Here is a 23,739-nt window from a genome sequence, read left to right on the forward strand (position 1 = left end):
GGCCAAACGCGGATGGGGCGAGACGACAGCGCCGCGCCTTCCGCCCCCACCCCGGCCCTCCCCCGCACGCGGGGGAGGGGGAGGTTCCTGGGTAGCCCCGTGTTCCTTGCGGACCTGCTCACGGACCCTGAACCCGGCGAAGGTAGGTCGGCAATCCTTTGCCGACGTGCTCAAGCGATCAGGGCGCACACGTCGGCAAGGGATTGCCGACGTCGCTGGCGGGGCCATGAGACAGGCATGACACCGTAGGTTGGGGTGAGCGCGGCGAACCCCAACATCGGCGCGGACACCTGTTGGGGTTCGCTGCGCTCACCCCAACCTACTCAGCCGCGCAGCTGTTCGAGGATGGCCGGGTTCTCCAGCGTGCTGGTGTCCTGCGTCACCGTCTCGCCAGCGCCGATCGAGCGCAGCAGGCGGCGCATGATTTTGCCGGAGCGGGTCTTGGGCAGGCCGTCGACCAGGCGCACTTCGTCGGGCCTGGCGATTGCGCCCAGCTGCTCGGCGACCCAGACACACAATTCGCGCGGCAGGCCTTCGGCGATCGCATCGGCGCGCTCACCGCGCACTACCACGAAAGCCAGGATCGCCTCACCCTTGATGTCGTGCGGGCGCCCGACCACCGCCGCTTCGGCAACCCGCGGATGCGCCGCCAGCGCCGACTCCACTTCCATCGTGCCGAGCCGATGGCCGGAGACATTCAGCACGTCGTCGATCCGTCCAAGTATCCAGATATAACCGTCTTCGTCGCGCTGCGCGCCGTCACCGGCAACATAGACCTGATCGCCGAAACGGCCGAAATAAGTCTCGGCATAGCGCTCGTCGTTGCCCCAGATCGTGCTCAGCATCGACGGCCAGGGCCGGGTGATCACCAGGAAGCCGCCGCGGCCGATCTGCGTGACCGGCTTGCCGTCCTCGTCGACGATATCCACGCAAATGCCCGGCAAGGGCCGCGTGCAGGAGCCCGGCTTGGTCGCGACCGCACCCGGCACCGGCGCGATCATCATCGAGCCGGTTTCGGTCTGCCACCAGGTATCGACGATCGGGCAACGCCCGCCGCCGATCACGCGGTGATACCACATCCAGGCCTCGGGATTGATCGGCTCGCCGACCGTGCCGAGCAGGCGCAGCGACGACAGATCGTGACGCGCCGGCAGATGATCGCCGAGGCGCATCAACGCGCGGATCGCGGTCGGTGCGGTGTAGAACACGCTGACCTGGTGCGCCGCGATCATCCGCCAGAAACGCTCGCCGTCGGGATACGTCGGGATGCCTTCGAAAATCAGCTGCGTGACGCCGTTCGACAGCGGCCCGTAAGCCACGTAGGAATGTCCGGTAATCCAGCCGATATCGGCGGTACACCAGAACACGTCGCTCTGTTTCAGATCGAACACCCACTGCATCGTCACGGTCGCGCCGAGCAGATAACCCGCAGTGGAATGCTGCACGCCCTTGGGCTTGCCGGTGGAGCCGGAGGTGTAGAGCAGGAACAGCGGATGATTCGACTCGACCCATTCCGGCTCGCATTCGGCGCACTGCGTCGGCACCCGATCCTGCCACCACAGATCGCGCTGCGGCTGCATTGCGCAGCCATCCATGCGCCGATACACCAGCACCCGCTCGACGCTGGCGCAGCCGCCAGCCAGCGCCTTGTCCACCGCCGTCTTCAGATCGACGCGCTTGCCGCCGCGCGGCGCCGCGTCGGCGGTGATCACCAGGCGCGCACCGGCGTCCTCGATGCGATCCTTCAGCGACTCGGCGGAAAAGCCGCCGAACACCGCCGAGTGAATCGCGCCGATGCGCGCGCAGGCCTGCATCGCGATCACCGCCTGCGCGCCCATCGGCAGATACAGCACCACGCGATCGCTCTTGCCGATGCCGAGTCCGCGCAGCGCATTGGCGAGACGGCAGACCTCAGCGTGCAGCGCGGCGTAGCTGTAGCGGGTGATCGCGCCGTCGTCGGCTTCGAACACGATCGCGGTCTTGTCGCCGCGCGCCGCCAGATGCCGATCCAGGCAGTTGTACGAGGCATTCAGCAACCCGCCAGTGAACCAGCGATATCGCGGCGCCAGACTGCTGTCCAGCGTCTGCTCGAACCTCTGCCGCCAGCTCAGCTGGGTACGCGCCTGATCCGCCCAGAAACCTTCGTGATCACACGCCGCGTGCGCATGCAACTGTTCCAGCTTTGCGGCGTTGAGATTCGCTGCCGCCGCGAATGCCGGCGGCGGCGCGAAGCTGCGCGTCTCGTGCATCACCGACTGGATGTTGTGGCTGCGGCTGTCGATCTCGGCACACAGCTGGTTGAACAGCGTCAGCACGTGGCCGACGCCGTTGAGCGTGAACAGCTTGTGCTGGGCGCGGTAGTAATCGAGCAGCGGCCGCGTCTCGGCCTGGTAGACGTCGATGCGGCGCATCACGGTTGCCTCGGTGTCGTCGCTGCGGCCTTCGGCGAGGCCACGCGCGATCAGGCGGCGCCGCAGCTCGGCGACGGCGACGTCCAGATGCAGCACCTTGTCGATCGGTGGCAGCTGCTTGTCGATCAGCAGGCGGTCGAGAATCTCGGCCTGCGCGGCATTGCGCGGAAAACCGTCGAGGATGAAGCCGGCGGCCATGTCGGGCTGCGCCAGGCGCGCCTCGACGATGCCGATGACAATGCGGTCCGCCACCAGCTTGCCGGCATCCATCGCCGCCTTGGCTTCACGGCCCAGCTCGCTGCCATTGCGCACCGCGTCTCGCAGCACATCGCCGGTAGACAGCTTGGGAATGCCGTAATGCGCGGCCAGCTTTTCTCCCTGCGTGCCCTTGCCCGAACCGGGCGCGCCCAGCAGTACGATTCTCATCTGTTGATCCTCTTCGATTCGCTGCGAATGACGTCCACGCTTTCGCGGACGGCGACCCGGGAGCAAGGGCGGTGCCATATCCCGTTTTCCCGGGGATTCCCCAGGATTTCGCCGCAAGAACGCGATTTCGCGCTCGCCTGCGTGTCAGATGCGCGACAGCCTGTACCGGCAGCGGCGACATCGATGACTCGGCTCGTGTCGCGGTAAAAAAACACACGCTAGTTCGGCAGCGCATTGACCCAGATCAATCGGAATCGGCACGCGTGCGTCTCTAATCGGAGACCCTGGTTTTTCTGCCGAGCCTGTATGACTGCCCCCACCGCGATGCTCCCGACCACCGTTCCGCATCGCAAGCTGATTCGCAGCTGGCTGATTCCGCTGTGCCGTCGCAACACGGCATTGGCAATCGCACTGGCGGCCGTCGATTGCGTGCTGCTGGCGCTGCTCATGACCGGCGTGGTGTCGGCTCCGACGCTGCCGGGGCAACTGCTGTGCGGCGCCGCGGCGGGCTTCGTGATCGGCCGCATGTTCATCCTCGCCCACGACGCCTGCCATCACAGCCTGACAGCACACCGCGGCCTGAACCGCGCGCTCGGACGACTGCTGATGCTGCCTTCGCTGACGCCCTACAGCCTGTGGGACAAGGGTCACAACGTCGTGCATCACGGCTATACCAATCTGCGCGACTTCGATTTCGTCTGGCAACCCAAGAGCCTGGCCGAATTTCAGGCGCTGTCCCCCACGGGCCGATCGCTGGAGCGCATCTACCGCAGCGGCTGGGCGCCGTGGATGTACTACCTGGTCGAGATCTGGTGGCGCCGTCTGTTCTTTCCCAGCCGCAGCCTGCTACCGACGCGGCGCCGGATTTTCTGGATCGACTCGATGACCGCGGCTCTGGTCGCCGGTGCCTGGATCGCGGCGCTGATCGCGGTCGCAGTGTCAACGGGTCAATCCCCGTTACGGCTACTACTCGCCGGTTTCGTGCTGCCGCAGCTGGTGTGGAACGCGATGATCGGCTTCGTCGTGTACATCCATCACACGCATCCGGCGATCGCCTGGTATTCGGACAAGCAGGCCTGGGGCCAGTCGCAGCCGTTCGTGTCCACCACGGTGCACGTGCGCTTCCGCAAATTCCTCGGTCTGGACTGGGGCAGTCTGATCCACCACATCAACGAACACACCGCGCATCACGTCGACATGACGATCCCGCTGTACCGTTTGCGTGCAGCACAGAGCCTGCTGGAGCAGCGCATACCCGGCATCGTCGTCCAGACATTCTCCTGGCGCTGGTATTTCGACACGGCCCGGCGCTGCAAGCTCTACGACTACGAGCGGCGCCGCTGGCTGGACTTCGAGGGCCGGCCGAGCTAGGCGGCGATGGCGCATCCCGTGCACTTCAAAGGCCAGCCGACCTAATTGCACCTGTAGGAGCGGGTCATACCCGCGACTGCGCACTTCAGGGCCTGAGTCGCGGGTATGACCCGCTCCTACAGAGGCGGCAATGGTGTATCGGGCAGTTTGTTGGGGCCTTGGTACTTTTTATCCAGCACCACTCACCCGGCGATAGCGACGATCTGCGCGATTCTTGCAACGCCTGCTTCGTCGAATATCGACGGAGGCTCCATGCGGCTGCGCTACAGCGATCCGGTCACGGGTGACCTGCGGTTCAAGAAGCGCTACGTCTACGGCGCGCTGGGTTTTGCCGCCGGCCTGGCACTGGGCCTGAGCTTTGCCGCCCTGTTCTGATCCAGCCCGCGCCAGAACAGCACACGCATTTCTCAGGGCTTGACCGCGAGCACGTTGCAGGACGCCTTGTCCAGAATCGCCTCGGCGGTGGTGCCCATCAGCATGCGGTCGATCAGGCCGTGGCGGACCGAGCCGATGACCAGCACGTCGCTGTGATCGGCCTGCGTGAACTCGGCGATGGTCTGCGCCGCGGCCCCGCTCAGGAAATGGCGCCGCTGTGCCGGCACTGAGTGCGCCTCGGCCAGTGCATCGAAGTTGTCGCGATGGATCGGCAGCAGCGCGTTGTAGATCTCGGCGACCGACGTGGCGCCCACACCCATCGGATCGATCATCACCAGCGGGCCGACGAACGCGTACACCAGATGCAGCTCGGCACCACTGCGGATGGCCAGGGCTTGCGCCTCGCGGATGACGCGATGATTCAACTCGCTCTGCTGGCTGGCATCGAAACCGGCATCGACGGCGGCGATGATCCGGCGCGGAGCCGCATTGGCAAGCCCGTTGACCAGCAGCAGCGGCAGCGGACAGCAACGCAGCAGCTGCCAGTCCAGCGGCGTGAACAGCACTCGCCGCAAATGACTTTCGTAATGGACGTCCTTGATCACCAGATCCGGCGAGTGGTCGTCGATGTTCAGCAGGATCTCGTCCTGCACCGGACGCGCCCAGACGATCTCCGAGCTGACCTGGATGCCGTCGAGGCTTAGCCGCTCGGCTTGAGCCAGCAGCCAGTTGCGCCGTTCGTCCATCCAGCTCTGCCTGGCCCGGTCCGAACGCTCCTTGTCGAACAGCGCCGCCGCCGTGATCAGCGGATCGCGATCGAAGATCGCGATATGCAGCGCGGCGCCGCCCTCTTTTGCCAACCGCGCCGCGCAATCCAAGGCCGGCGTGCGACGCATCGAGGCGTCGGCGATCAGGAAGATGCGGGTATACGAGTTCATCGCGGCCACTCCCGGTTCAAACACCCGCCATGTCGTCTTGTTGCATGCCGCGATTTCAGCACAGCGCGCCGAGCGCGGATCGATCGAGGATTTCGCAGCGTGCGCCGGTGCTGCGCATGATGTTCAGATTCTGGAAGCGGGTGAAAACGCGCGATACGGTTTCGTTGGCCAGGTCGAGGTAGCGTGCCAGGTCGGTGCGCGTCATCGGCAGCTCGAGATCGACGGTTCCGGTCTCCGGCGGGTTCTCGTTCTCGATCTGGCGCACCAGGAACGCGGCCACGCGCTGGTCGGCCGTGCAGCGCTCGCGGTGCAGCATGTCGTGGAGCCGGTCGAACTCGCGGCCGAGCTTGCTCAGCAGGCCGTCGCGGAACTCGGCGGATTCCGACATCCGCGCCCTGACGGCGGCGATCGGCAGGCGGCACACCCAGGTCCGCGATATCGCACGGGCATTGGTGCGGTGGGTCGATCCGCAAAGCGCATCCAGGCCGGCGACGTCGTTGGCGAGCTGGAAGCCGCGGATCTCCTCGTTGCCGGCTTCGCTGACGACATAGGTCTTGCTGGCGCCGCCGCGGATCACGTAGATCGAGTCGACGGTGTCGCCGACCCGCCACAGGTGCGCTCCGCGGTCGACCGCGGAGCGGGTCACGCCGCCGCTGCTGCCCGGCACGGCGTTCAGCGCAGCGCCCAGGCACTTGTCGCGGCGCGAGCAGTCGGTGCAAGGCGACGCGGGCTGGCTGCTGCTGGGCGGGAAGGACATGGCGGACTCCGGTAGGCGTTGATGACGGAGCCAGTGTGCAATTGCGCCGGACTAAGGACTATTGGAGGTTTCCGAACCCCGGATGTGGGAAGTACGTAGGGAAGGCCTGCGCAGCTCGTAGGTCGGCAATCCTTTGCCGACGTGTACGGTCGATGTGCTACCGAGGCCTCACGTCGGCAAGGGATTGCCGACCTACGGTCACGTGATCTGCAAACAGTCCTCGACCGCCGCCTGAAAAGCCGCGTCACCGAAAGGTTTCAGCAGCACGCTGTGCGCGCCGCCGCGCATCAGCCGTTCCAGGCGTGGGCCTTCGCGGTCGCCGGTGATCACCAGCACCGGCAGGCGCGAGCCGCCGGCGCGCAGCCGGCGCAGCACTTCTTCGCCGTCGATCTCCGGCATGTTCAGATCGAGCACCAGGCAGGCCCTCTCCTCGATAGGAGCGCGCGCCAGGAACTGCAGCCCGCTCGCGAAGGCCGCGGGTTTCCATCCATGGGATCGCACCAGCAGCTGCAGCGCCGAACGCACCGCCGGATCATCCTCGACGATGTAGACCGTCACCGCGGCCGGCAGCGTCCGCGCGTCGGCTGCGGAACGCGTGAGCGTCGTGACGGAAACCGGTGGACTGATCGAAGACATACTCCAAGTTAAGGCCAGACCGGCGCGGCGACATTGATCTGGATCAGTCCCGCTGCAGCTCGCCCATCAACTGGATCAGCTGCGCGAGCGTGCGCGCTTCCATCTTCTCCATCACGTGGGCGCGATGGACTTCGACGGTGCGCTCGCTGATGCCCAGCTCGGCGGCGATCAGCTTGTTCGCCTGGCCTAGCACCAGGCGATCGAGCACTGCCTGCTCGCGGGCGGTCAGCCGGCCCAGCCGCTCGCGCAGGCCCTGCAGCAGCTGCCGGCGCTCGATCTGCCTGCGCGACAGCTGCAGCGCTTCCTGCACGCGGTCCAGCAGATACTGGTCGTTGAACGGCTTCTGGATGAAGTCGTGGGCGCCGCGCTTCATCGCGCGCACGGCCATCGGCACGTCGCCGTGCCCGGTCAGCAGAATCACCGGCAGCTCGATACCGGCTGCCTGCATCCGCTCCTGCAGATCGAGCCCGCTCATGCCCGGCATGCGCACGTCCAGCAACAGGCAGCCATCAACTCCGGGCGGGACAGCGTCAAGAAAGGCCTGGGCGCTGGTATAGCCTTGCGAGCGCAGGCCGCAGGACCCCAGCAGCAGGCGCAGGCCGGCGCGCACCGCGTCGTCGTCGTCGACCACATAGACGCAGCCGAACTCGCTCTGCGCACTCATTTGCGCGTCACCGGCAGCCAGAAACAGAAGCGCGCGCCGCGCGGCGCGGCCGGCTCCGCGCTGATGCCGCCTTCGTGGGATTCGAGGATCGAGTGGCAGATCGCCAGCCCCTGCCCCATGCCGCCGGCCTTGGTCGTGAAATAAGGCTCGAACAAGCGCGCCGGCTCGATCCCGGCAAAGCCGGGCCCGCGATCCTCGGCACAGAAGCGGATCGCCGGCGCTGCGTCCTGCTCGACCAGCGAGGTGCTCAGCCAGAGCAGGCGCTGATCTTGCGCGACGCTCGCCATCGCCTCGAGCGCGTTGCGCACCAGGTTGAAGATCACCTGCTCGATCTGCACGCGGTCCATCGCCACCTCCGGCAGATTATCGGCAAGCCGAAACTCCAGCTGCACCTTGGTCGCGCGGATCTCGTGCGCCAGCAGGAACATTACTTCGCTGACCAGCCTGTTGAGCTGGCAGGCGTGAAACTCCATCTCGCTCTTGCGCACGAAACGGCGCAGCTGGCGGATCACTTCGCCGGCGCGTTCACCCTGGCGCGCGATCTGCGTCAGCGACTCGTGTAGCAGGGCCTCGAGCGAATCCGGTGCGTCGGCGATCTCCGCCGGCCGGCGCGTCGCGAGCAGCCGCAGGCAGGCACCGGCGTGGCTGATGATCGCGGTCAATGGCTGGTTGACCTCGTGCGCCAGCGCGGTGGCCATCGTGCCCATCGTCGCGACCCTCGACACATGCGCCAGGTCGTTGAGCCGCCGCTGCGCGTCGGCCTCGGCTGCCTTGCGGTCGGTGATATCGCGGGTGATGCCGGTGAACAGGCGCCGCCCGGGCAAGTGGATTTCGCCGACCGACAGATCCATCGGGAACACCGAGCCATCGCGGCGCCGGCCTTCGACCTCGCGGCCGATACCGATGATCCGCGCCTGGCCGCTGCTGCGATAAGCCTCGATGTAGCCGTCGTGCTGATGCCGGTAGGGCTCGGGCATCAGCAGGCTGATGTTGAGCCCCAGCACCTCGTCGGCGCGGTAGCCGAAGATGCGCTCGGCGGCGCCGTTGAAGGACTGGATCAGGCCGTGCTCGTCGATCGTGATGATGCCGTCGACCGCGGTGTCGAGGATCGCGCGGTAATGTTCCAGCGACTCGGCAAGGCGGCCGGCCAGGCCGGGGTCCGCCGCTGTCTGCGCCGCTGTGGAAGGGCCCGGGTTCATGGCCTCAGCATGCCACAGCGAAATGCTGGAGCCGATGCGGCCTTGGGGCGAGTGGCACTAACTAACTTAACGAGCAATCCCCTCTCCAGGAACCGAGAGCCCGACCCACCCGTAGGCTGGGTTGCAGCGAAGCGGAAACCCAGCGCTGGATTCGGGCCGCCGTGCTGGGTTTCCGCTCCGCTGCAACCCAGCCTACGCAGGGGTTCATGGCCCATGAGCAGGTCCGCAAGGAACACGGGGCTCTCCATGAACCGGCTCTGCCCCGCCAGCGACGTAGGTCGGCAATCCTTTGCCGACATGCTCAAGCGATCAGGGCGCACACGGCGGCAAAGGATTGCCGACCTACGCCGTTTGCCAGGCGCAGCGGGGGTTCATGGAGGGGGATTCGTATACGGGGCGGCATGGGTGAACAGCACCACTAAGCGATGCTGGAATAGCGCCGTGCATCGTCGCCGGCCTGCAGCTGACGGTCGAAGACCATTGCCACCACGCGCAGCAGCGCGCGGCCCGACTCCGAAACCCGCAGGCCCCAGGGCCCAACCGTGAGCCAGTCTCCGGCGCCGGCGAGTTGCCGCAGACGCTGCAGCTCGGGCTCGAAGCGCTCGGCCAGGTCATCGCCGTAGCGCAGGCCGAGCTTCGCGAAATCGACCTCGCCCTGGCACATGATCGCCTCGATGATCTCGGCGCGCAGCCGGTCGTCGTCGGTCTGGCGGTAGCCGCGCACGCAGGCCAGGCGGCCGGTTTCCACGGCGGCGAGATAACGGTCGACGTCGGTGTCGTTCTGCGCGAAGCAGCCGCGCAGCTGCGAGATTGCACTCACCCCCAGACCCACCAGCTCGCAGCCCTGCAGCGTCGAATAGCCCTGGAAGTTGCGCCGCATCGTGCCGTCCTGCTGGGCTCGGGCGAGCGCGTCATCGGGCAGCGCGTAGTGATCCAGCCCGATCGCGCGATAGCCCGCGAGCAGCAGCCGGCCGTGGATCATCGCGCGCAATTGCTGCCGCACTTCCGGCGTCGGCAGCTGCGCCTCGTCTATGGCCTTCTGCGCCGGGAAGCGCTGCGGCAGATGCGCGTAGTGATAGGCCGCGATCCGCTCGGGCCGCTGCTCGATGACAAAGTCCAAGCTGCCGGCAAGCCGCGCCGGTGTCTGCAGCGGCAGGCCGTAGACCAGGTCGTAATTGATGCTGGAAAAGCCGGCGCGCCGCGCGCACGCGGTCAACTCGGCGATGCGCTCGCGGCTCTGCACGCGATTGATCGCCAGCTGCACGCTGTCGTTGACGTCCTGCACGCCGAACGACAGGCGATTGAAGCCGAGTGCGCGCCAGGAATAGATGTCGCTGGCCTCGGCCAGCCGCGGATCGACTTCCATCGACAGCTCCAGGCGGCCCGATTCGGCGACCCGCAGGCGTTGGTGGATTGCGGCCAGCAGGCGCGCGAACTGCCCCACCGAGAACATGTTCGGCGTGCCGCCGCCGAAATGGATCTGCACCACTTCCGGCCCGCGGCTGAGCAGCGCGCTGTGCATCTTCAGCTCGGCCAGCAGCGCAACGAAGTAACGCTCGATGCGCTCGCGATTGCGCGTGACCACGCGATTGCAGCCGCAGTAGTAGCAGTTGGACGCGCAGAACGGCACATGGAAATACAGCGACAGCGGATCGGCGTGCCGCGCCAGTTCGCGGGCGGCGCCGATGTAATCCGCGACGCCGAACTGCGGCCCGAACGCGAGCGCGGTCGGGTACGAGGTGTAGCGCGGCCCGCGCAGTTCACGCGCAAGCAGGTCGGCGGGCAAGGCGGTCATGGGCAGCATCAAAGGGCTCCGGCCGGGCTGCGGCGGTGACGTTTCAAGTGACGGGTGGATGGTAGTGAGGCCGCCGCGGCGGAGCTTTGATCCAGGTCAAATGACGGGGAGCGTGATTCGTCATCCCCGCGCAGGCGGGGATCCAGTGACGCATGAACTGCAGCCTCGGCTCCGCACTGCCCTGGATTCCCGCCTTCGCGGGAATGACGGGGGGAGTGTGATTCGTCATCCCCGCGAGAACCCGCCGCCGCGGCGGGGCCTTGACGCAGATCAATGCCGGGCGACCGGGCCGCGATGACACTGCCGGCCACGACAAGCCCGTCAGCCAACCCAGAACGCCCATGTCCGCGCAACCGGTATCCGCAACACTCGAGTACGACGACGAGGTCGTGCGCCGCTTTGCGCTGACCACGATCCTGTGGGGGCTGGTCGGCATGAGTGTCGGCGTGCTGATCGCCGCGCAGCTGCTGTGGCCGGCGCTGAACTTCGATATCCCCTGGCTGACGTATTCGCGGCTGCGGCCGCTGCATACCAATGCGGTGATCTTCGCGTTCGGCGGCTCGGGGCTGTTCGCCACCAGCTACTACATCGTGCAGCGCACCTGCCGCACCGCGCTGTTTCTGCCGCGCCTGGCGATGTTCACGTTCTGGGGCTGGCAGGCGGTGATCGTCGCCGCCGCGATCACCTTGCCGCTGGGCATGACCCAGGGCAAGGAATACGCCGAGCTGGAATGGCCGATCGATGTGCTGATCGCCGTGGTCTGGGTCTGCTACGGCGTGGTGTTCTTCGGCACCATCGTCAAGCGCAAGGTCGATCACATCTACGTCGCCAACTGGTTCTTCGGCGCCTACATCCTGACGATCGCGGTGCTGCACATCATCAACAACCTGGCCATCCCGTTCTCGCTGACCAAGTCGTACTCGATCTACGGCGGCACCGTCGATGCGATGGTGCAATGGTGGTACGGGCACAACGCGGTGGGCTTCTTCCTGACCGCCGGTTTTCTCGGGATGATGTACTACTTCATCCCCAAGCAGGTCGGCAAGCCGATCTACAGCTACCGGCTGTCGATCGTGCATTTCTGGGCGCTGATCAGCACCTACATGTGGGCCGGCCCGCATCATCTGCTGTACACCTCGCTGCCGGACTGGGTGCAGTCGGTGGGCATGGTGTTCTCGCTGATCCTGCTGGCGCCGAGCTGGGGCGGCATGATCAACGGCGTGATGACGCTCAGCGGCGCCTGGCACAAGCTGCGCGAAGATCCGATCCTGAAGTTCCTGATCGTGTCGCTGTCGTTCTACGGCATGTCGACCTTCGAGGGGCCGATGATGTCGATCAAGACGATCAACTCGCTGTCGCATTACACCGACTGGACCATCGGCCACGTGCACTCCGGCGCGCTCGGCTGGGTCGGCCTGATCACGATGGGCTCGCTGTACGCGCTGATCCCCAAGCTCTGGGGCCGGCAGCAGATGCACAGCATCCCGGCAATCAACCTGCACTTCTGGCTGGCGACGATCGGCATCGTGCTCTACATCGTCGCGATGTGGATCGCCGGCGTCATGCAGGGCCTGATGTGGCGCGCCACCAACGCCGACGGAACGCTGACCTACAGCTTCGTCGAATCCCTGGTCGCGACCCATCCGTTCTACGCGGTGCGTCTCGCCGGCGGTGCGCTGTATCTGTCCGGCATGGTCGTGATGGCCTGGAACGTCTGGAAGACGGTGCAGCCGCAGGCTGTCGCAAAAACCGTCGGTGATCTTCAGCAACTGGCAGGAGCAGTCAAATGAGCGGCGGTCACGAGAGACTCGAACGCAACATCGGCCTGATGGCGGTGTTGATCGCGGCGGTGATCAGCGTCGGCGGCTTCGTCGAGATCGTGCCGCTGATCGTCGGCAGCCACATGGAGCAGCCGGCGCCGGGCGTGGTGCCGCTGTCGGCGATCCAGACGGCGGGCCGCGACGTGTATCTGCGCGAAGGCTGCTACAACTGCCATTCGCAGCAGGTGCGCTCGCTCGACGACGAAACCCTGCGTTACGGCCCGTATGCGATCGCCGGCGAATCGGTCTACGACCACCCGTTCCAGTGGGGCTCCAAGCGCACCGGGCCGGATCTGTCTCGGGTCGGCGGACGCTACAGCGACGACTGGCACCGCGTGCACCTGATGAACGCCCGCGACGTGGTGCCCGAGTCGAATATGCCCGGCTATCCCTGGCTGGCCGAAGACCGGCTCGACGGCGACGAGGTCACCGCGATGATGACCGCGCTGCGCCGCGTCGGCGTGCCCTACTCCGACAGCGAGATCGCCGGCGCCAAGGCCGCGGTCGACGGCAAGAGCAAGCTTGACGCGCTGATCGCCTACCTGCAGAGCCTCAAGGCCTCGCCACGCGAGCCCATCGCCGCTGCGATGAATCCGACACAGACGAAGTCCGCCCCATGAATAGCCAACTGCTACACGACGGCCTGGTGCAGGGCCTGGTGACGCTGATCGCTTTCAGCAGCTTCATCGGCATCTGCTTCTACGCCTACTCGCCTTCGCGCCGCAAAACCTTCGAGCAGGCCGCCCGCCTGCCGATGGCGGACGACGCCGTCCCGCCCGAGGAGATGCGCAAATGACGCCGTTCTGGAATGTCGTCGTCATCACGCTGATCGTCGCCAACATCGCCGGCTGTCTGTGGCTGCTGATCTGGACCGCGCGCCCGACGCCGGGTGAAGTCACCGAAGGCGCCGAAACCGGCCACGTCTGGGACGACGATCTGCGCGAGTACAACAACCCGCTGCCGCGCTGGTGGCGCAACCTGTTCGTCATCACCATCGTGTTTGCCGCAGTTTATCTCGCGCTATATCCGGGCCTGGGCAACCAGCCCGGCCGGCTCGGCTGGACCTCGGCCGGCGAGCACGACCAGCGCGCCGCCGTCACCCTGGCGCAGCGCCACGCGCTCTACCAGGCATTCGACGGCCGCGACATCGCCGAACTGCGCGCCGATCCCAAGGCCGTCGCACTCGGCGGCAAGCTGTTCCAGACCAACTGCGCCGGCTGCCACGGTGTCGACGCCCGCGGTGCCAAGGGCTTCCCGAACCTGGGCGATCGCGACTGGCTTTACGGCGGTAGCGCCGAGCAGGTCTACGCCTCGATCACTCAGGGCCGCGGCGGCCAGATGCCGAGCTTCTTCGGCACCATCGACGAGCCCACGCTGCAATCGCTGGTGGCCTATGTACGCGACTTGCACCAGGGCCAGCACGAGGCGATGGAATACGCGGCCGGCGCGAAAAAATTCTCCGGCACCTGCGCCGCCTGCCACGGCGCCGAGGGTCACGGCAATACCATGCTCGGGGCGCCCAATCTCAGCGACGACACCTGGCTGCACGGCGGCAGCGCGGCGACAATCCGCGAGACCATCCTGTATGGCCGCAAGAGCCAGATGCCGAGCTTCGGCGCGGTGCTCGGCGAAACCGAGCGGCGTCTGCTGAGCAGCTACGTGCTGAGCCTGTCGGAGCCGCAGCCATGACATCCGCGCCCAGGCCTGCCTTCGAGCGTCCGTCGCCGGTGTGGCTGGGCGCAATCGTCGCCTGGAGCAGCTTCATCGGCGCCGCGGTGGTCACGATGCTGTTGCTGGTACTGGGGCCGCGCCTGAACAGCGAGGGCTTCAGCTGGGCGCTGCTGGGCCGCTGGTTCCTGCTGTGCTGGATCACCTGCCTGGTGCCGGTGATCTGCACGCTGGTGCTGATATCACCGCCGCGCGATTCCGCCAAGTGAAGAATCCCCCAGCCACCGCCGCATCGCTGTACGCATCGGACCCGAAGATCTACGCGCGCACCGCGAAGGGCCGCTACGCGCGGCTGCGCACTGCGACGATGCTGGCGCTGCTCGGCAGCTACTACCTGCTGCCCTGGCTGCAGTGGCAGGGGCGGCCGCTGGTGCTGTTCGACCTGCCGGCACGGCGCTTCCACCTGCTCGGGCTGACGCTGTTCCCGCAGGACCTGTTCCTGCTCGCCGCGCTGCTGGTGGTCGCCGCGCTGACGCTGTTCCTGTTCACGACGCTGGCCGGGCGGCTGTGGTGCGGCTATGCCTGCCCGCAGACCGCGTGGACCGAGCTGTTCATGTGGATCGAGCGGCGTGTCGAAGGCGAGCGCCACCAGCGGCAGAAACTCGAGCGCTCGCGCTGGACCGCGAACAAGATCGCGCGCAGGACGCTCAAGCACGCGCTGTGGGCCACGCTCGGCCTGTACACCGGCCTGAGCTTCGTCGCCTACTTCATGCCGGCCCGGCAGCTGTTCGGCGAGGCCTTGACGCTGTCGCTGGCCGGCTGGCCGCTGTTCTGGTCGCTGTTCTACGGCTTCGCCACCTGGGGCAACGCCGGCTTCATGCGCGAGCAGGTCTGCAAGTACATGTGCCCGTATGCACGCTTCCAGTCGGCGATGTTCGACCGCGACACGCTGATCATCGGCTACGACGCCCAGCGCGGCGAGCCGCGCAAGGGCGCTGGCAAGGTGATGAAGCTGGCGGAGTTGCCGGCTGCGCCGGGCAGCATCGGCTGCCCAAGTACATCACCGTTGCTGAAGAACACAACTGCTCAGCTCCTTCCCCCGCTTGCGGGGGAGCCGTTGGCCTCGGCGAGAATCGACTTAAGTCGATTCGAGTTAAGCCAACGGCGGGATGGGGGCGCGACGATAGCGCCGCGCCTGAACGCCCCCACCCCGGCCCTCCCCCGCAAGCAGGGGAGGGAGAACTTCGGCGGCGACTGCATCGACTGCACACTCTGCGTGCAGGTCTGCCCGGTCGGCATCGACATCCGCGATGGCCTGCAATACGAGTGCATCGCCTGCGCTGCCTGCGTCGATGCCTGCAACGGCGTGATGGACCACGTCGGCAAACCGCGCGGCCTGATCCGCTACACCAGCGAGCGCCGCGACCACAGCGGTGCCTTCCAGATACTGCGGCCGCGGCTGCTCGGCTACGGCCTGGTCTGGGTCGCGGTGATCGCCGGCTTCGGCGCGCTGCTGATGTCGCGCTCGCCGATCGGGCTCGACGTGCTGCGCGATCGGCGCCAGCTGTTCCGCGAAATGGCCGACGGCCGCATCGCCAACCTGTACACACTGAAGATCGCCAACAAGGGCGAGACGCCGATGGATCTGCGGATCGTCGCGACGCGCGCCGACGGCAGCGCGCTGAACCTGTCCGAAAGCGGGATTCATGTCGACGCTTCGAGCACCGAGAGCCTGGTGGTCGCGGCGCTGCTGCCGCCCGAGCAGGCGCGCGGCGTGCAGAGCGTGCACTTTGACGTCAGCGACGTCGACAGCCCCGAAATCCACCAGGGCCACGACGCCCGATTCATCGGAGCCAGGCCATGAAGTTGAGTAGGTTGGGGTGAGCGCAGCGAACCCCAACCTACGAGTGTTTGACGGACACAAGAAATGAAGACTAGCCCATCTCAAAACCGCGTAAACCGCACCTGGTCGCTGGAGCTCGTGCTGGTGATCGCCTTGCCGCTGATCGCGGTGCTGGCCTGCGCCGTGACGCTGTTCCTGGCGCTGCGCTATCCGGCGCACGAGAGCGTCAACGTCGACCGCTTCGGTCACGTCGTCGAAGCCCCCCGCTGATTGGCGATGAGCGCCGCCTGGGCCGCCTACGATGCGCCGCTGCTGCAGGACAGCGTCAGCCATCGCCTGGACGGCCAACGCCGCGAGATGCTGCTGCGCGTGCACGGCATGCACTGCGCGAGCTGCGTGCGCGCGCTGGAACGCGCGCTGTCACCGCTGTGCAGCGGAGTGCGCGTCAGCCTCGCCACCAACACCGTTGAACTGATCTGGGAAGACGCGCAGGCCAAGCCGTCGATCCTGCTGGCCGCCATCGACAGCGCCGGCTTCAGGCCGGAGCCGATCGACGATCGCCCGGACCTGCGCGCCGAACAGCGCGAGCGCCGCGCGCTGCTGCTGCGCATCGGCAGCTCCGGCGTGCTCGGCATGCAGGTGATGATGCTGGCCGCGACACGCTACACCGAGCATCAGGCGATCGATCCGGTGATCGAGCTGATCATGCGCTACGCGCAATGGGCGATGGCCACGCCGGTGCTGCTGTATTCCGGCTGGCCGTTCCTGCGCGGCGCCTGGCTGAGCCTGCGCGATCTGCGCATCGGCATGGACGTGCCGATCAGCCTGGCACTGCTGCTCGCCTACCTGGCGAGCTGCAGCAACGTGCTGTTGCGGCAAGGCCATGTGTATTTCGATTCGGTGACGATGTTCGTGTTCCTGCTGTTGCTGGCGCGCTGGTTTGAAGGCCGCGGCCGCGCCGAAGCCTCGCGGCGGTTGCGCGAGCTGGCCGCTGCGCAGCCGCTGACCGCGCTGCGCGAATCCGGCAGCGGTATCGAGGAAGTCGCGAGCCTGGCGCTGCGCACCGGCGACGTGCTGGTGGTGCCGCCGGCAGCGGCGATCGCAGCCGACGGCCTGCTGCTCAGCGACTGGGCCGAGCTCGACGAATCGCTGTTGACCGGCGAGGCCGCCGCCGTCGTCCGCGCCGCCGAGCACGCAGTGTTCGCCGGCACCGTGAACCTGGGCACCGCGCCCTTGCGCGTGCAGGTAACCGCGACCGGCTTCGGCACGCAGCTGTCGTACATCAACCACATGGTCCACCACGCGCAGTCGCGCCGGCCGCGCATCGAGCTGCTCGCCGACCGCGTCGCCGGCTGGATCAGCCTGCTGGTGCTGCTGGCAGCGAGCTTCGGCGCGCTCGCCTGGTGGCCGCAGAGCCCGCAGACCGCTTTCGAAGTGGCGCTCGCCGTGCTGGTGATCACCTGCCCCTGCGCGTTGTCCCTGGCGACACCGGCGGCGCTGGCCGCAGCCAGCTCGGCGCTGGCGAGCCGCGGCGTGCTGCTGACGCGCGTCGACACACTGCTGGAGCTGCCGCGCATCGACACCGTCTGCTTCGACAAGACCGGCACGCTGACCACCGGCGCAATGCGCTGCGTGCAAGTGCTGCCGCAGGCCGGATTCGACGCCGCGCACTGCCTGGACCTGGCAGCCGCGCTGGAGCATGGCATCCAGCACCCGATCGCCAGCGCGTTCCACACGCGCCAGCCGCTGCTGCACGCCGAGCAGATCGAGGCCCGGCCCGGTCACGGCGTACGCGGCCGCATCGACGGACACGAATATCAATTGGCGGGTAGCAGCGGCGAAGGCGCGCTGACCTGGCTATCGCTGCAACGGCAAGAGCAGGAAATCGCACGCTTCGGCCTCGCCTACGAGTTGCGCCCCGACGCAGCAGCCACAGTCGCGGCACTGCGCGCCGAGAACCTGCGCCTGATCATGCTCAGCGGCGACGGCACCAGCGCCGTGGCCGCGGTCGCCGACGCGCTCGGCATCACCGAGTACCGCTCGCGGCAGTCACCAGCCGACAAGCTGCAGCTGATCCAGCAACTGCAGGCCGAGGGATCGCGCGTATGGATGGTCGGTGACGGCGTCAACGACGCACCCACGCTCGCCGCTGCCGACGTCTCGACCTCGCTGGTCTCCGGCAGCGCGCTGGCGCAAACCCAGGCCGCACTGCTGCTGACCGGCAAAGGGCTCGGCGGCCTGCACGCCGCGCTGCTGCTCGCGCGGCGCACGCGCCGCGTCATCCGCCAGAACCTCGCCTGGGCCGCCTGCTACAACCTCGCCGCAATCCCGCTGGCGCTGACCGGCAACGTCACACCGTGGATCGCCGCGCTCGGCATGGGCGCGAGTTCAGTCGCCGTAGTGAGCAACGCGCTGCGCCTGTCGCGAGTGGATGCGGGCGCCGTATCGAAGCCCGTATCCAAGCCCGCCGCCAATAACCTGCCAGCGGTGATCGCATCATGAGCAGCCTGTTCGTACTGATCCCGCTGGGCGCGCTGTTCTCCGCGATCGGCGTCTGGTTCTTCATCGCCGCAGTCAACAGCCGCCAGTTCGAACAGCTGGACGAACTGGGCCGGCGCCTGCCCGACGACGAGGCGTGAACAGCGTCGTGCTGCTGCCGGTCGCCGGCATGGTGCTGGGCATGCCGGCCATGCTGCTGCTGGGCCTGTCGTCCAGCCCGCACTGCGCACTGATGTGCGCACCGATGACCCAGCTAGCCGGCCGCGGCGCGAAGCCCCTGCTGATGCTGCACCTGGGCCGGCTCAGCGCCTACGCGATACTCGGCGCAGCCGCCGGCGGCATCGGCGCCGCACTGCTGATGCTGCTGCAGCGCTACCACGTAGACGGCCTGCTGCGCTGGCTCGCGGCCGCCGCACTGCTCGGCCTCGGCATCGTCCAGTGGCGCAAACCCAAACCACTACCAACGTGCTGCGGCAGCAAACCGGCAGCCGGCCTGGCACGCCAGCCAGCATTCGTCCGCGGCCTGCTATGGGGCTTGCTGCCCTGCCCGCTGCTGTGGGCGGTGCTGGCCCTGGTCACGCTTAGCGGCGATGCAGTCCAAGCAGCGATGCTGATACTGTCCTTTGGCCTGGGCACCTCGCCGCTGCTGCTCACCATGACCGGCATCGGCAACCGCATCGCCGGCAAGATCCCGGACCGCTACGGCCGCCGTAGCGCGGCGGTGATGCTGGCGCTCGGCGGAATCTGGATTGCGGCGACCACACCCCTAGTCGCGGGGACGATTGCGGGCTTCTGCTTCGCTGGGTTGTAGGGCGGGAATAACATCGTTCGGCTGTCCAGTGGCGGCGACAGCAAAAGCTCTGGCAGATGAGCTACGCTTCGGCCAGAGCCCTCGGACTTGAAGACCAGATCGTCAGCTAGTCCCTACATCTATAGTGCTGGCCCGACTTGTTCAAACAGCGGAATGAAGAAAGTAAGTGGTGCCTCTGCGATTAAGCCGCCTGTTGTTGTGGCAGTGAATGGAAGTCACATGGCCCCTATAGGTGGAGCAATGCCGGGCAAGGTAGAATGAGGTTCGAGGTGATGAACATGAATCAATCCTACACGGCAGTTGTGAAGCAAGATGGACCCTGGTGGATCGGCTGGATCGAGGAGGTTCCTGGAGTCAATTGCCAGGAGAATTCTCGGGACGGGCTGTTGAAGTCGCTTCGGATCACGCTCCTTGAGGCTCTGGAGATGAATCGAGATGATGCACGGCACGCAGCAGGTGAGGACTACGAAGAGTTCAGCATCGCGGTATGAAACGCCGCGATCTTCTGCGGCATCTCACAACAAACGGCTGCTCCCTACTCCGCGAGGGAGGCAGTCATTCTTGGTGGCAGAACACTGCGCTCAATCGTCGCAGCGCGGTTCCCCGTCACACCGAAGTTAATGACCATTTGGCCAAGAAGATCTGCAAGGATCTTGGCGTTCCTGAGCCGTAGCGCGCCGCGGTCCAATCGGGTAAGGGCCGGCTGCTAGCCGGCCCTCCCCACACCACCGGACATGCGGGTCCGCATCCGGCGGTTCGTGAAGAGGAAGCACACGTCCCGAAGGACTGAAATCGCAGCTTCCACTCGTGCAGGGCCGGCTACGTCAGTCAGCGCCGTGCATGGCTCACCCGGTCGGGTTCAACACCAGCACGAGCCGCCGACGGCTCCTCCTTATCTCTTCACGTTCGGCCCTTCGTCTCCTCAGCCTTTCGACCTCGGCGACTACTACGGCCTCTGCTGACCGCTGCTGGCTCACGCCGCGCATTGCTACTCGCCGCGCTCCGTCTCGATGCCCGTGTGCGGGTTCTTCGCTCGTCGTCGGCAGCCCGTCTGCCAACACGCCGGGTTCTTTGATCACCCGGTGAACCTTCCGGGATTGCACGAGTATTTCAACGTCGCCATGCCAGCAGCTCTCCCCGAATAAGAACCCGTACTCTCCGTGCACAACCGCCGCATTTACCCTGTCCACTGTCTCGGGTAGGCTTCGTCGTCATGTGCCGACTCACCCACGGGCTAGGCCTTCTATGCAGTTTCTGTTCGTCAGCTCGCACGTTTGCGCTCCGGCTTCCTTCCCACGGTCCCTCGCGGTTCCGCAGTTGCCTTCGGCTAGTGGTGATTCCCGTCAACATCGACAGGTCCGAAACTCCCACAGGGGACTCGCACCCCATCAGTTCAGGCCCATGTCGGGCGTACACCAGGCGCTCCAGCCGACGTATTTGCCTCCGCTTCGCTACGGCAAATCCGCGGCTGAGCTCCGGCGTTCGGCGGCAGAGAAAGTTTCGCTCTAGGGGATAGGACGTGAGCGTTGATGGACCAGGCATTTTCCAGTCCGACACTGCCCATGATGTGCGCTCCGAGTTTCGTGAGCGCCTGAGCAAAGGGCAATCTGCTGGCGAGGCGTCGATGATTATGGCGGCCGAATGGGCGCCTGCGAACGATCCGAATGATCGAACCGACTTCTGGATCGCCTTGGCGGCTTCTCAGGTTGAACTCGGTCAATTGCAAGTCGAGATCAAAGATCGAGTATTGCGAATCATCGAATCAGGAGAGGATCTACATCGGTGGGCGCCCCCTGCAATGGCGCGGAAGCGCGAACTGGTACTTGCTTCCCTCGCTCGCAAGCTCTCAGGGCTGCAAAAAGCACCGTCACTTCCGCGTCGTCGGCTCGAGATACCGCCGCTCCAATGGAAGCCGGGCGCCATCTATACGTACCGTCTACGGGATGAGTCTCTCTGTCTCCTACGGAGCCTAGAGATTGCAGAGTTTCAGGGCAGCGAACCTCCGGTCGTTGAGTTGCTTCAATGGGAGGGCTGGGCGGTACCGGAGCCCGTAGACTTCGACCACTTGGGGATAATGCGCGCGTCACGCTTTCATCCGCTCAAGTTCATCGTTTTCTCGGCGTCGCTACGAGAGTACAAAGGCGCGCTCAAGCGTCTATGCCTTGCAGGACAGTCCACAGACTATCGACGCTCGACAACCAGGTGCACTGTGCAGCCGACGACTTGGGGCAAAATCGATGGCGAGATCTCGAGTTGGTTTGGGATCGGCGGCGTATGAACTCGGGTCTCGCGACGCTGCCGCCGAATCGGGTAAGGGCTGACTGCTAGTCAGCCCTCCCCCACACCACCCGGCATGCGGGTCCGCACCGGGCGGTTCAGGCAACGGGTGCACCACAGTTTAGTTATTCAGGAGCCACAATGAAACGCGATATGGATCTTGCGCGGCAAATCCTCCTTGCTATCGAGGGCCAGGAGGACGCCGATGGTTCAAGTTGGTTCGCACTGGAATTCGAGGGCGTTTCGGACAAATCGGTCTCTCATCATATTCGACTTCTACACGAGGCCGGCCTCCTTGACGCAATTGATCTCTCAACGATGGCTGGCCCGGAATGGCGCCCAAAAAGCCTCACATGGGCAGGGCATGAGTTCCTGGACGCCGCTCGAGACGAGACCCTATGGAACAAGGCAAAGGCCCTAGTAATAAGTAAGACCGGCAGCCTGGGGTTCGAGGCCCTGAAGATCGCTCTCATAGAGGGCGTGAAAGCGGTCATGTGAGCCCCAACGCGCTCCAGCCAACGTATTTGCCTGCGCTTCGCTACGGCAAATCCGCGGGTGAGCCGGTGCGTTGGGCCGCACAGAATCCGCACTACTCGCCTTTGGAGCAGTCATGATCGTCGAATACATTCGCTACAAGCTCAACGAGCAACCCGCGGAATCTGGAGGAAGCATCGCCGATGCCTTCGAGGCAGCATATCGTGCCGCTGCTCCCTCCCTTGATGCTTCGCTGCACTGCCTTGGCTATGAGTTATCTCGTTGCGCCGAAGAGCAAGACCGGTACATCCTGCGAATCGAGTGGGATTCCGTTGACGGTCATCTGGCGGGCTTTCGGCGTTCACCAGAATTCGCACCATTCCTTGCGGCCATCAGGCCCTACATTGGTCAAATCGAGGAAATGCGCCACTACACGCCGACCTCAGTCGTTGCATCAAAACGCAAATAAGGCACCGCATGACAACTCAGGACATTCCTACCTTGTTCAACTGGATCGGCGGCTTTGACGCGCTGAACCGACTGACCACGCGCTTCTATGAGCACGTCCAGGTCGATCCGTTGCTCGCGTCGGTCTTCGCTCACATGGATGCAGGCCATCCAGCCCACGTTGCGGCATTTCTTGGTGAAGTACTCGGCGGCCCGGCCGCGTACTCCGAGCAGCACGGCGGCCATCCGCACATGATCAAACAGCATCTCGATCGCCACCTTACACAAGAACAACGACGACGCTGGGTAGGCCTGCTGCTCGATACTGCGGACGAGTTGAGCATGCCCGAAGATCCTGAGTTCCGGTCTGCTCTGGTTGGTTATCTGGAGTGGGGTTCGCGATTGGCGGTAATCAATTCGCAGTCGGGTGCCACAGTGGATGAACATGCTCCCATGCCGAAGTGGGGCTGGGGTGAAGTCAAAGGCCCGTACACCGCATGATTTTGAGAATCGGAGCTCAGCTCGAGCGGGGGTCCTGAACTTGTCGTTTCCAGGGGCCTTAGAGCCGCATATGCCCAGCTTTGTCGAGTGGTTCTCCAAAAACCCGCCGCAAAATGCCCGCGCCTAACGCAAAGCGCTCCAGTAGATCGTCAGGGCGAAGCACCCTCGCACAGGCAGCCGATCATGACCCAGGACCGCTTACGGACAAACGATCGACTCCCCTGCTCGCTCGGACGCAGGGTCGGCGTTCGCGTCGCGGTTTTTCTCCAGCCTCGTTAAGCCCCATGCGAGCTGCTTTCTCGTCAGGCATGAAGTTGTACTCGGGCAAATGCCTTTGCGGACAGGTGCAGATCTCCGCGCGCGGAGAGCCCCTTCGTACCGGCATCTGCCACTGCACCGACTGCCGACAAGAGAGCGGCTCGGCGTTTACTTTTTACGGGATTTGGCCTGCCCACCAGTTCGAAAGCACTGGCGAGACATCCGAGTTCCACGGCCAATACTTCTGTCCTCGCTGTGGGTCGCGCCTGTTTTCACTCGACGATCGTGAGGCGGAAATCAAGCTCGGCGCCCTTGCAGAAGCTCCCACGCCACTCGTGCCGAGCTACGAGCTCTGGGTCAAACGCCGCGAGCCGTGGCTGCGACCGATCGAGGGAGCCGAGCAGTACGACCAGGACCGAGAGTGATCGCAAGCCCAAGCGGAAATTCGCGTCGTGCCGGCAGGCGCCGCGCTACATGAGGCCCAACCCTTCCATCGAGGTAAAGTCCCAAAGGCGAATGGCGCTAATTTAAGGCTTGCGATCCTTCTCTCTGCGTTCGATGCTGCCCCG

The 23,739-nt window shown here is 65.6% G+C and carries 26 protein-coding genes and 1 pseudogene; 19 read left to right on the forward strand and 8 right to left on the reverse strand.

The window, feature by feature from the left end; all coding sequences use genetic code 11:
• Positions 1 to 323 precede the first annotated feature (323 nt).
• Positions 324 to 2,249: an acetate--CoA ligase gene (gene acs / locus JWQ90_RS19205; RefSeq protein ID WP_366919549.1), complete on the reverse strand. Its 1,926-nt coding sequence runs from the start codon at positions 2,247 to 2,249 to the stop codon at positions 324 to 326.
• Positions 2,250 to 2,288: 39 nt separating this feature from the next.
• Positions 2,289 to 2,915, reverse strand: a pseudogene (locus JWQ90_RS29240) (adenylate kinase); the annotation flags it as partial.
• Between the two features lie 228 nt (positions 2,916 to 3,143).
• On the opposite strand from JWQ90_RS29240, the gene JWQ90_RS19210 reads away from it, so the two are divergent.
• Together JWQ90_RS19210 and JWQ90_RS19215 are read left to right on the forward strand one after the other, a co-directional pair.
• Complete coding sequence (locus JWQ90_RS19210) at positions 3,144 to 4,208, forward strand: fatty acid desaturase (RefSeq protein WP_299696628.1); 1,065 nt, start codon at positions 3,144 to 3,146, stop codon at positions 4,206 to 4,208.
• 105 nt (positions 4,209 to 4,313) lie between these two features.
• Positions 4,314 to 4,583, forward strand: a complete 270-nt coding sequence (locus JWQ90_RS19215; protein ID WP_299696629.1) for a hypothetical protein — start codon at positions 4,314 to 4,316, stop codon at positions 4,581 to 4,583.
• Between the two features lie 32 nt (positions 4,584 to 4,615).
• Here the strand turns inward: JWQ90_RS19215 and JWQ90_RS19220 are convergent, their stop codons facing one another.
• The 6 genes from JWQ90_RS19220 to hemN all read right to left on the reverse strand — a co-directional run bounded on the left by JWQ90_RS19220 (position 4,616) and on the right by hemN (position 10,581).
• A complete protein-coding gene (locus JWQ90_RS19220; RefSeq protein ID WP_299696630.1) occupies positions 4,616 to 5,521 on the reverse strand; it encodes a universal stress protein in 906 nt (301 codons plus the stop codon).
• A gap of 55 nt (positions 5,522 to 5,576) precedes the next feature.
• Complete coding sequence (locus JWQ90_RS19225; RefSeq protein WP_299696631.1) at positions 5,577 to 6,278, reverse strand: Crp/Fnr family transcriptional regulator; 702 nt, start codon at positions 6,276 to 6,278, stop codon at positions 5,577 to 5,579.
• A gap of 198 nt (positions 6,279 to 6,476) precedes the next feature.
• Positions 6,477 to 6,914, reverse strand: coding sequence for a response regulator (locus tag JWQ90_RS19230; RefSeq protein ID WP_299696632.1), 438 nt, complete (start codon positions 6,912 to 6,914; stop codon positions 6,477 to 6,479).
• Between the two features lie 43 nt (positions 6,915 to 6,957).
• Positions 6,958 to 7,578: a response regulator gene (locus JWQ90_RS19235; protein WP_299696633.1), complete on the reverse strand. Its 621-nt coding sequence runs from the start codon at positions 7,576 to 7,578 to the stop codon at positions 6,958 to 6,960.
• Complete coding sequence (locus tag JWQ90_RS19240; protein WP_299696634.1) at positions 7,575 to 8,777, reverse strand: nitrogen regulation protein NR(II); 1,203 nt, start codon at positions 8,775 to 8,777, stop codon at positions 7,575 to 7,577. Before JWQ90_RS19240 ends, JWQ90_RS19235 begins: the two co-directional genes overlap by 4 nt.
• 418 nt (positions 8,778 to 9,195) lie before the next feature.
• Positions 9,196 to 10,581 carry an oxygen-independent coproporphyrinogen III oxidase gene (gene hemN, locus JWQ90_RS19245; protein ID WP_299696635.1) on the reverse strand — a complete coding sequence of 462 codons (1,386 nt, stop codon included), beginning with the start codon at positions 10,579 to 10,581 and terminating at the stop codon, positions 9,196 to 9,198.
• Positions 10,582 to 10,913: 332 nt separating this feature from the next.
• On the opposite strand from hemN, the gene ccoN reads away from it, so the two are divergent.
• The 17 genes from ccoN (at position 10,914) to JWQ90_RS29250 (ending at position 23,595) form a co-directional block, all read left to right on the forward strand.
• The gene (gene ccoN / locus JWQ90_RS19250; RefSeq protein WP_299696636.1) at positions 10,914 to 12,362 is read left to right on the forward strand and encodes a cytochrome-c oxidase, cbb3-type subunit I; all 1,449 of its coding nucleotides are present in this window, start codon (positions 10,914 to 10,916) and stop codon (positions 12,360 to 12,362) included.
• On the forward strand, positions 12,359 to 13,012 hold the full coding sequence (ccoO, locus tag JWQ90_RS19255) for a cytochrome-c oxidase, cbb3-type subunit II (RefSeq protein ID WP_299696637.1): 654 nt from the start codon (positions 12,359 to 12,361) through the stop codon (positions 13,010 to 13,012). Before ccoN ends, ccoO begins: the two co-directional genes overlap by 4 nt.
• Positions 13,009 to 13,188, forward strand: a complete 180-nt coding sequence (locus JWQ90_RS19260; RefSeq protein ID WP_299696638.1) for a cbb3-type cytochrome c oxidase subunit 3 — start codon at positions 13,009 to 13,011, stop codon at positions 13,186 to 13,188. The genes ccoO and JWQ90_RS19260 overlap by 4 nt, the downstream gene beginning before the upstream one ends.
• The gene (gene ccoP, locus JWQ90_RS19265) at positions 13,185 to 14,081 is read left to right on the forward strand and encodes a cytochrome-c oxidase, cbb3-type subunit III (RefSeq protein ID WP_299696640.1); all 897 of its coding nucleotides are present in this window, start codon (positions 13,185 to 13,187) and stop codon (positions 14,079 to 14,081) included. Before JWQ90_RS19260 ends, ccoP begins: the two co-directional genes overlap by 4 nt.
• On the forward strand, positions 14,078 to 14,329 hold the full coding sequence (locus JWQ90_RS19270; RefSeq protein WP_299696642.1) for a hypothetical protein: 252 nt from the start codon (positions 14,078 to 14,080) through the stop codon (positions 14,327 to 14,329). Before ccoP ends, JWQ90_RS19270 begins: the two co-directional genes overlap by 4 nt.
• Positions 14,326 to 15,924, forward strand: coding sequence for a 4Fe-4S dicluster domain-containing protein (locus JWQ90_RS19275; protein WP_299696643.1), 1,599 nt, complete (start codon positions 14,326 to 14,328; stop codon positions 15,922 to 15,924). Before JWQ90_RS19270 ends, JWQ90_RS19275 begins: the two co-directional genes overlap by 4 nt.
• 63 nt (positions 15,925 to 15,987) lie before the next feature.
• A complete protein-coding gene (locus JWQ90_RS19280) occupies positions 15,988 to 16,173 on the forward strand; it encodes a hypothetical protein (protein ID WP_299696644.1) in 186 nt (61 codons plus the stop codon).
• A gap of 6 nt (positions 16,174 to 16,179) precedes the next feature.
• Positions 16,180 to 18,405, forward strand: coding sequence for a heavy metal translocating P-type ATPase (locus JWQ90_RS19285; protein ID WP_299696645.1), 2,226 nt, complete (start codon positions 16,180 to 16,182; stop codon positions 18,403 to 18,405).
• Positions 18,402 to 18,542 carry a cbb3-type cytochrome oxidase assembly protein CcoS gene (ccoS, locus tag JWQ90_RS19290; protein ID WP_299696646.1) on the forward strand — a complete coding sequence of 47 codons (141 nt, stop codon included), beginning with the start codon at positions 18,402 to 18,404 and terminating at the stop codon, positions 18,540 to 18,542. Before JWQ90_RS19285 ends, ccoS begins: the two co-directional genes overlap by 4 nt.
• Positions 18,539 to 19,213: a sulfite exporter TauE/SafE family protein gene (locus JWQ90_RS19295; protein WP_299696647.1), complete on the forward strand. Its 675-nt coding sequence runs from the start codon at positions 18,539 to 18,541 to the stop codon at positions 19,211 to 19,213. Before ccoS ends, JWQ90_RS19295 begins: the two co-directional genes overlap by 4 nt.
• Before the next feature lie 278 nt (positions 19,214 to 19,491).
• Complete coding sequence (locus JWQ90_RS19300; RefSeq protein WP_299696648.1) at positions 19,492 to 19,704, forward strand: hypothetical protein; 213 nt, start codon at positions 19,492 to 19,494, stop codon at positions 19,702 to 19,704.
• Positions 19,701 to 19,886: a type II toxin-antitoxin system HicA family toxin gene (locus tag JWQ90_RS29245; RefSeq protein ID WP_366919547.1), complete on the forward strand. Its 186-nt coding sequence runs from the start codon at positions 19,701 to 19,703 to the stop codon at positions 19,884 to 19,886. The genes JWQ90_RS19300 and JWQ90_RS29245 overlap by 4 nt, the downstream gene beginning before the upstream one ends.
• Before the next feature lie 846 nt (positions 19,887 to 20,732).
• The gene (locus tag JWQ90_RS19305; protein ID WP_299696649.1) at positions 20,733 to 21,491 is read left to right on the forward strand and encodes a hypothetical protein; all 759 of its coding nucleotides are present in this window, start codon (positions 20,733 to 20,735) and stop codon (positions 21,489 to 21,491) included.
• Positions 21,492 to 21,631: 140 nt separating this feature from the next.
• Complete coding sequence (locus tag JWQ90_RS19310) at positions 21,632 to 21,988, forward strand: DUF2513 domain-containing protein (protein WP_299696650.1); 357 nt, start codon at positions 21,632 to 21,634, stop codon at positions 21,986 to 21,988.
• Positions 21,989 to 22,100: 112 nt separating this feature from the next.
• Positions 22,101 to 22,433 (forward strand): antibiotic biosynthesis monooxygenase, encoded by a 333-nt coding sequence (locus tag JWQ90_RS19315; protein WP_299696651.1) that lies wholly within the window; start codon positions 22,101 to 22,103, stop codon positions 22,431 to 22,433.
• An 8-nt stretch (positions 22,434 to 22,441) separates the two neighbouring features.
• A complete protein-coding gene (locus tag JWQ90_RS19320) occupies positions 22,442 to 22,912 on the forward strand; it encodes a group II truncated hemoglobin (protein WP_366919548.1) in 471 nt (156 codons plus the stop codon).
• A 308-nt stretch (positions 22,913 to 23,220) separates the two neighbouring features.
• Positions 23,221 to 23,595, forward strand: coding sequence for a GFA family protein (locus tag JWQ90_RS29250; protein WP_366919550.1), 375 nt, complete (start codon positions 23,221 to 23,223; stop codon positions 23,593 to 23,595).
• Positions 23,596 to 23,739 lie beyond the last annotated feature (144 nt).

Origin of the sequence: Hydrocarboniphaga sp. (assembly GCF_028291725.1) — a bacterium.
Taxonomy (GTDB): domain Bacteria; phylum Pseudomonadota; class Gammaproteobacteria; order Nevskiales; family Nevskiaceae; genus Hydrocarboniphaga.

What these genes read in the sequence shown, in the direction of transcription:
- JWQ90_RS19300 (WP_299696648.1), top strand. Translation starts at nt 19,492, where the DNA reads ATGAATCAATCCTACACGGCAGTTGTGAAGCAAGATGGACCCTGGTGG.
- acs (WP_366919549.1), bottom strand. Translation starts at nt 2,249, where the DNA reads ATGCACGAGACGCGCAGCTTCGCGCCGCCGCCGGCATTCGCGGCGGCA.
- JWQ90_RS19320 (WP_366919548.1), top strand. Translation starts at nt 22,442, where the DNA reads ATGACAACTCAGGACATTCCTACCTTGTTCAACTGGATCGGCGGCTTT.
- JWQ90_RS29250 (WP_366919550.1), top strand. Translation starts at nt 23,221, where the DNA reads ATGAAGTTGTACTCGGGCAAATGCCTTTGCGGACAGGTGCAGATCTCC.
- JWQ90_RS19240 (WP_299696634.1), bottom strand. Translation starts at nt 8,777, where the DNA reads ATGAACCCGGGCCCTTCCACAGCGGCGCAGACAGCGGCGGACCCCGGC.
- ccoS (WP_299696646.1), top strand. Translation starts at nt 18,402, where the DNA reads ATGAGCAGCCTGTTCGTACTGATCCCGCTGGGCGCGCTGTTCTCCGCG.
- JWQ90_RS19235 (WP_299696633.1), bottom strand. Translation starts at nt 7,578, where the DNA reads ATGAGTGCGCAGAGCGAGTTCGGCTGCGTCTATGTGGTCGACGACGAC.
- JWQ90_RS19315 (WP_299696651.1), top strand. Translation starts at nt 22,101, where the DNA reads ATGATCGTCGAATACATTCGCTACAAGCTCAACGAGCAACCCGCGGAA.
- JWQ90_RS19270 (WP_299696642.1), top strand. Translation starts at nt 14,078, where the DNA reads ATGACATCCGCGCCCAGGCCTGCCTTCGAGCGTCCGTCGCCGGTGTGG.
- JWQ90_RS19310 (WP_299696650.1), top strand. Translation starts at nt 21,632, where the DNA reads ATGAAACGCGATATGGATCTTGCGCGGCAAATCCTCCTTGCTATCGAG.
- JWQ90_RS19225 (WP_299696631.1), bottom strand. Translation starts at nt 6,278, where the DNA reads ATGTCCTTCCCGCCCAGCAGCAGCCAGCCCGCGTCGCCTTGCACCGAC.
- JWQ90_RS19285 (WP_299696645.1), top strand. Translation starts at nt 16,180, where the DNA reads ATGAGCGCCGCCTGGGCCGCCTACGATGCGCCGCTGCTGCAGGACAGC.
- JWQ90_RS19230 (WP_299696632.1), bottom strand. Translation starts at nt 6,914, where the DNA reads ATGTCTTCGATCAGTCCACCGGTTTCCGTCACGACGCTCACGCGTTCC.
- JWQ90_RS19260 (WP_299696638.1), top strand. Translation starts at nt 13,009, where the DNA reads ATGAATAGCCAACTGCTACACGACGGCCTGGTGCAGGGCCTGGTGACG.
- ccoN (WP_299696636.1), top strand. Translation starts at nt 10,914, where the DNA reads ATGTCCGCGCAACCGGTATCCGCAACACTCGAGTACGACGACGAGGTC.
- JWQ90_RS29245 (WP_366919547.1), top strand. Translation starts at nt 19,701, where the DNA reads ATGAAACGCCGCGATCTTCTGCGGCATCTCACAACAAACGGCTGCTCC.
- JWQ90_RS19210 (WP_299696628.1), top strand. Translation starts at nt 3,144, where the DNA reads ATGACTGCCCCCACCGCGATGCTCCCGACCACCGTTCCGCATCGCAAG.
- JWQ90_RS19215 (WP_299696629.1), top strand. Translation starts at nt 4,314, where the DNA reads ATGACCCGCTCCTACAGAGGCGGCAATGGTGTATCGGGCAGTTTGTTG.
- hemN (WP_299696635.1), bottom strand. Translation starts at nt 10,581, where the DNA reads ATGCTGCCCATGACCGCCTTGCCCGCCGACCTGCTTGCGCGTGAACTG.
- ccoO (WP_299696637.1), top strand. Translation starts at nt 12,359, where the DNA reads ATGAGCGGCGGTCACGAGAGACTCGAACGCAACATCGGCCTGATGGCG.
- ccoP (WP_299696640.1), top strand. Translation starts at nt 13,185, where the DNA reads ATGACGCCGTTCTGGAATGTCGTCGTCATCACGCTGATCGTCGCCAAC.
- JWQ90_RS19220 (WP_299696630.1), bottom strand. Translation starts at nt 5,521, where the DNA reads ATGAACTCGTATACCCGCATCTTCCTGATCGCCGACGCCTCGATGCGT.
- JWQ90_RS19280 (WP_299696644.1), top strand. Translation starts at nt 15,988, where the DNA reads ATGAAGACTAGCCCATCTCAAAACCGCGTAAACCGCACCTGGTCGCTG.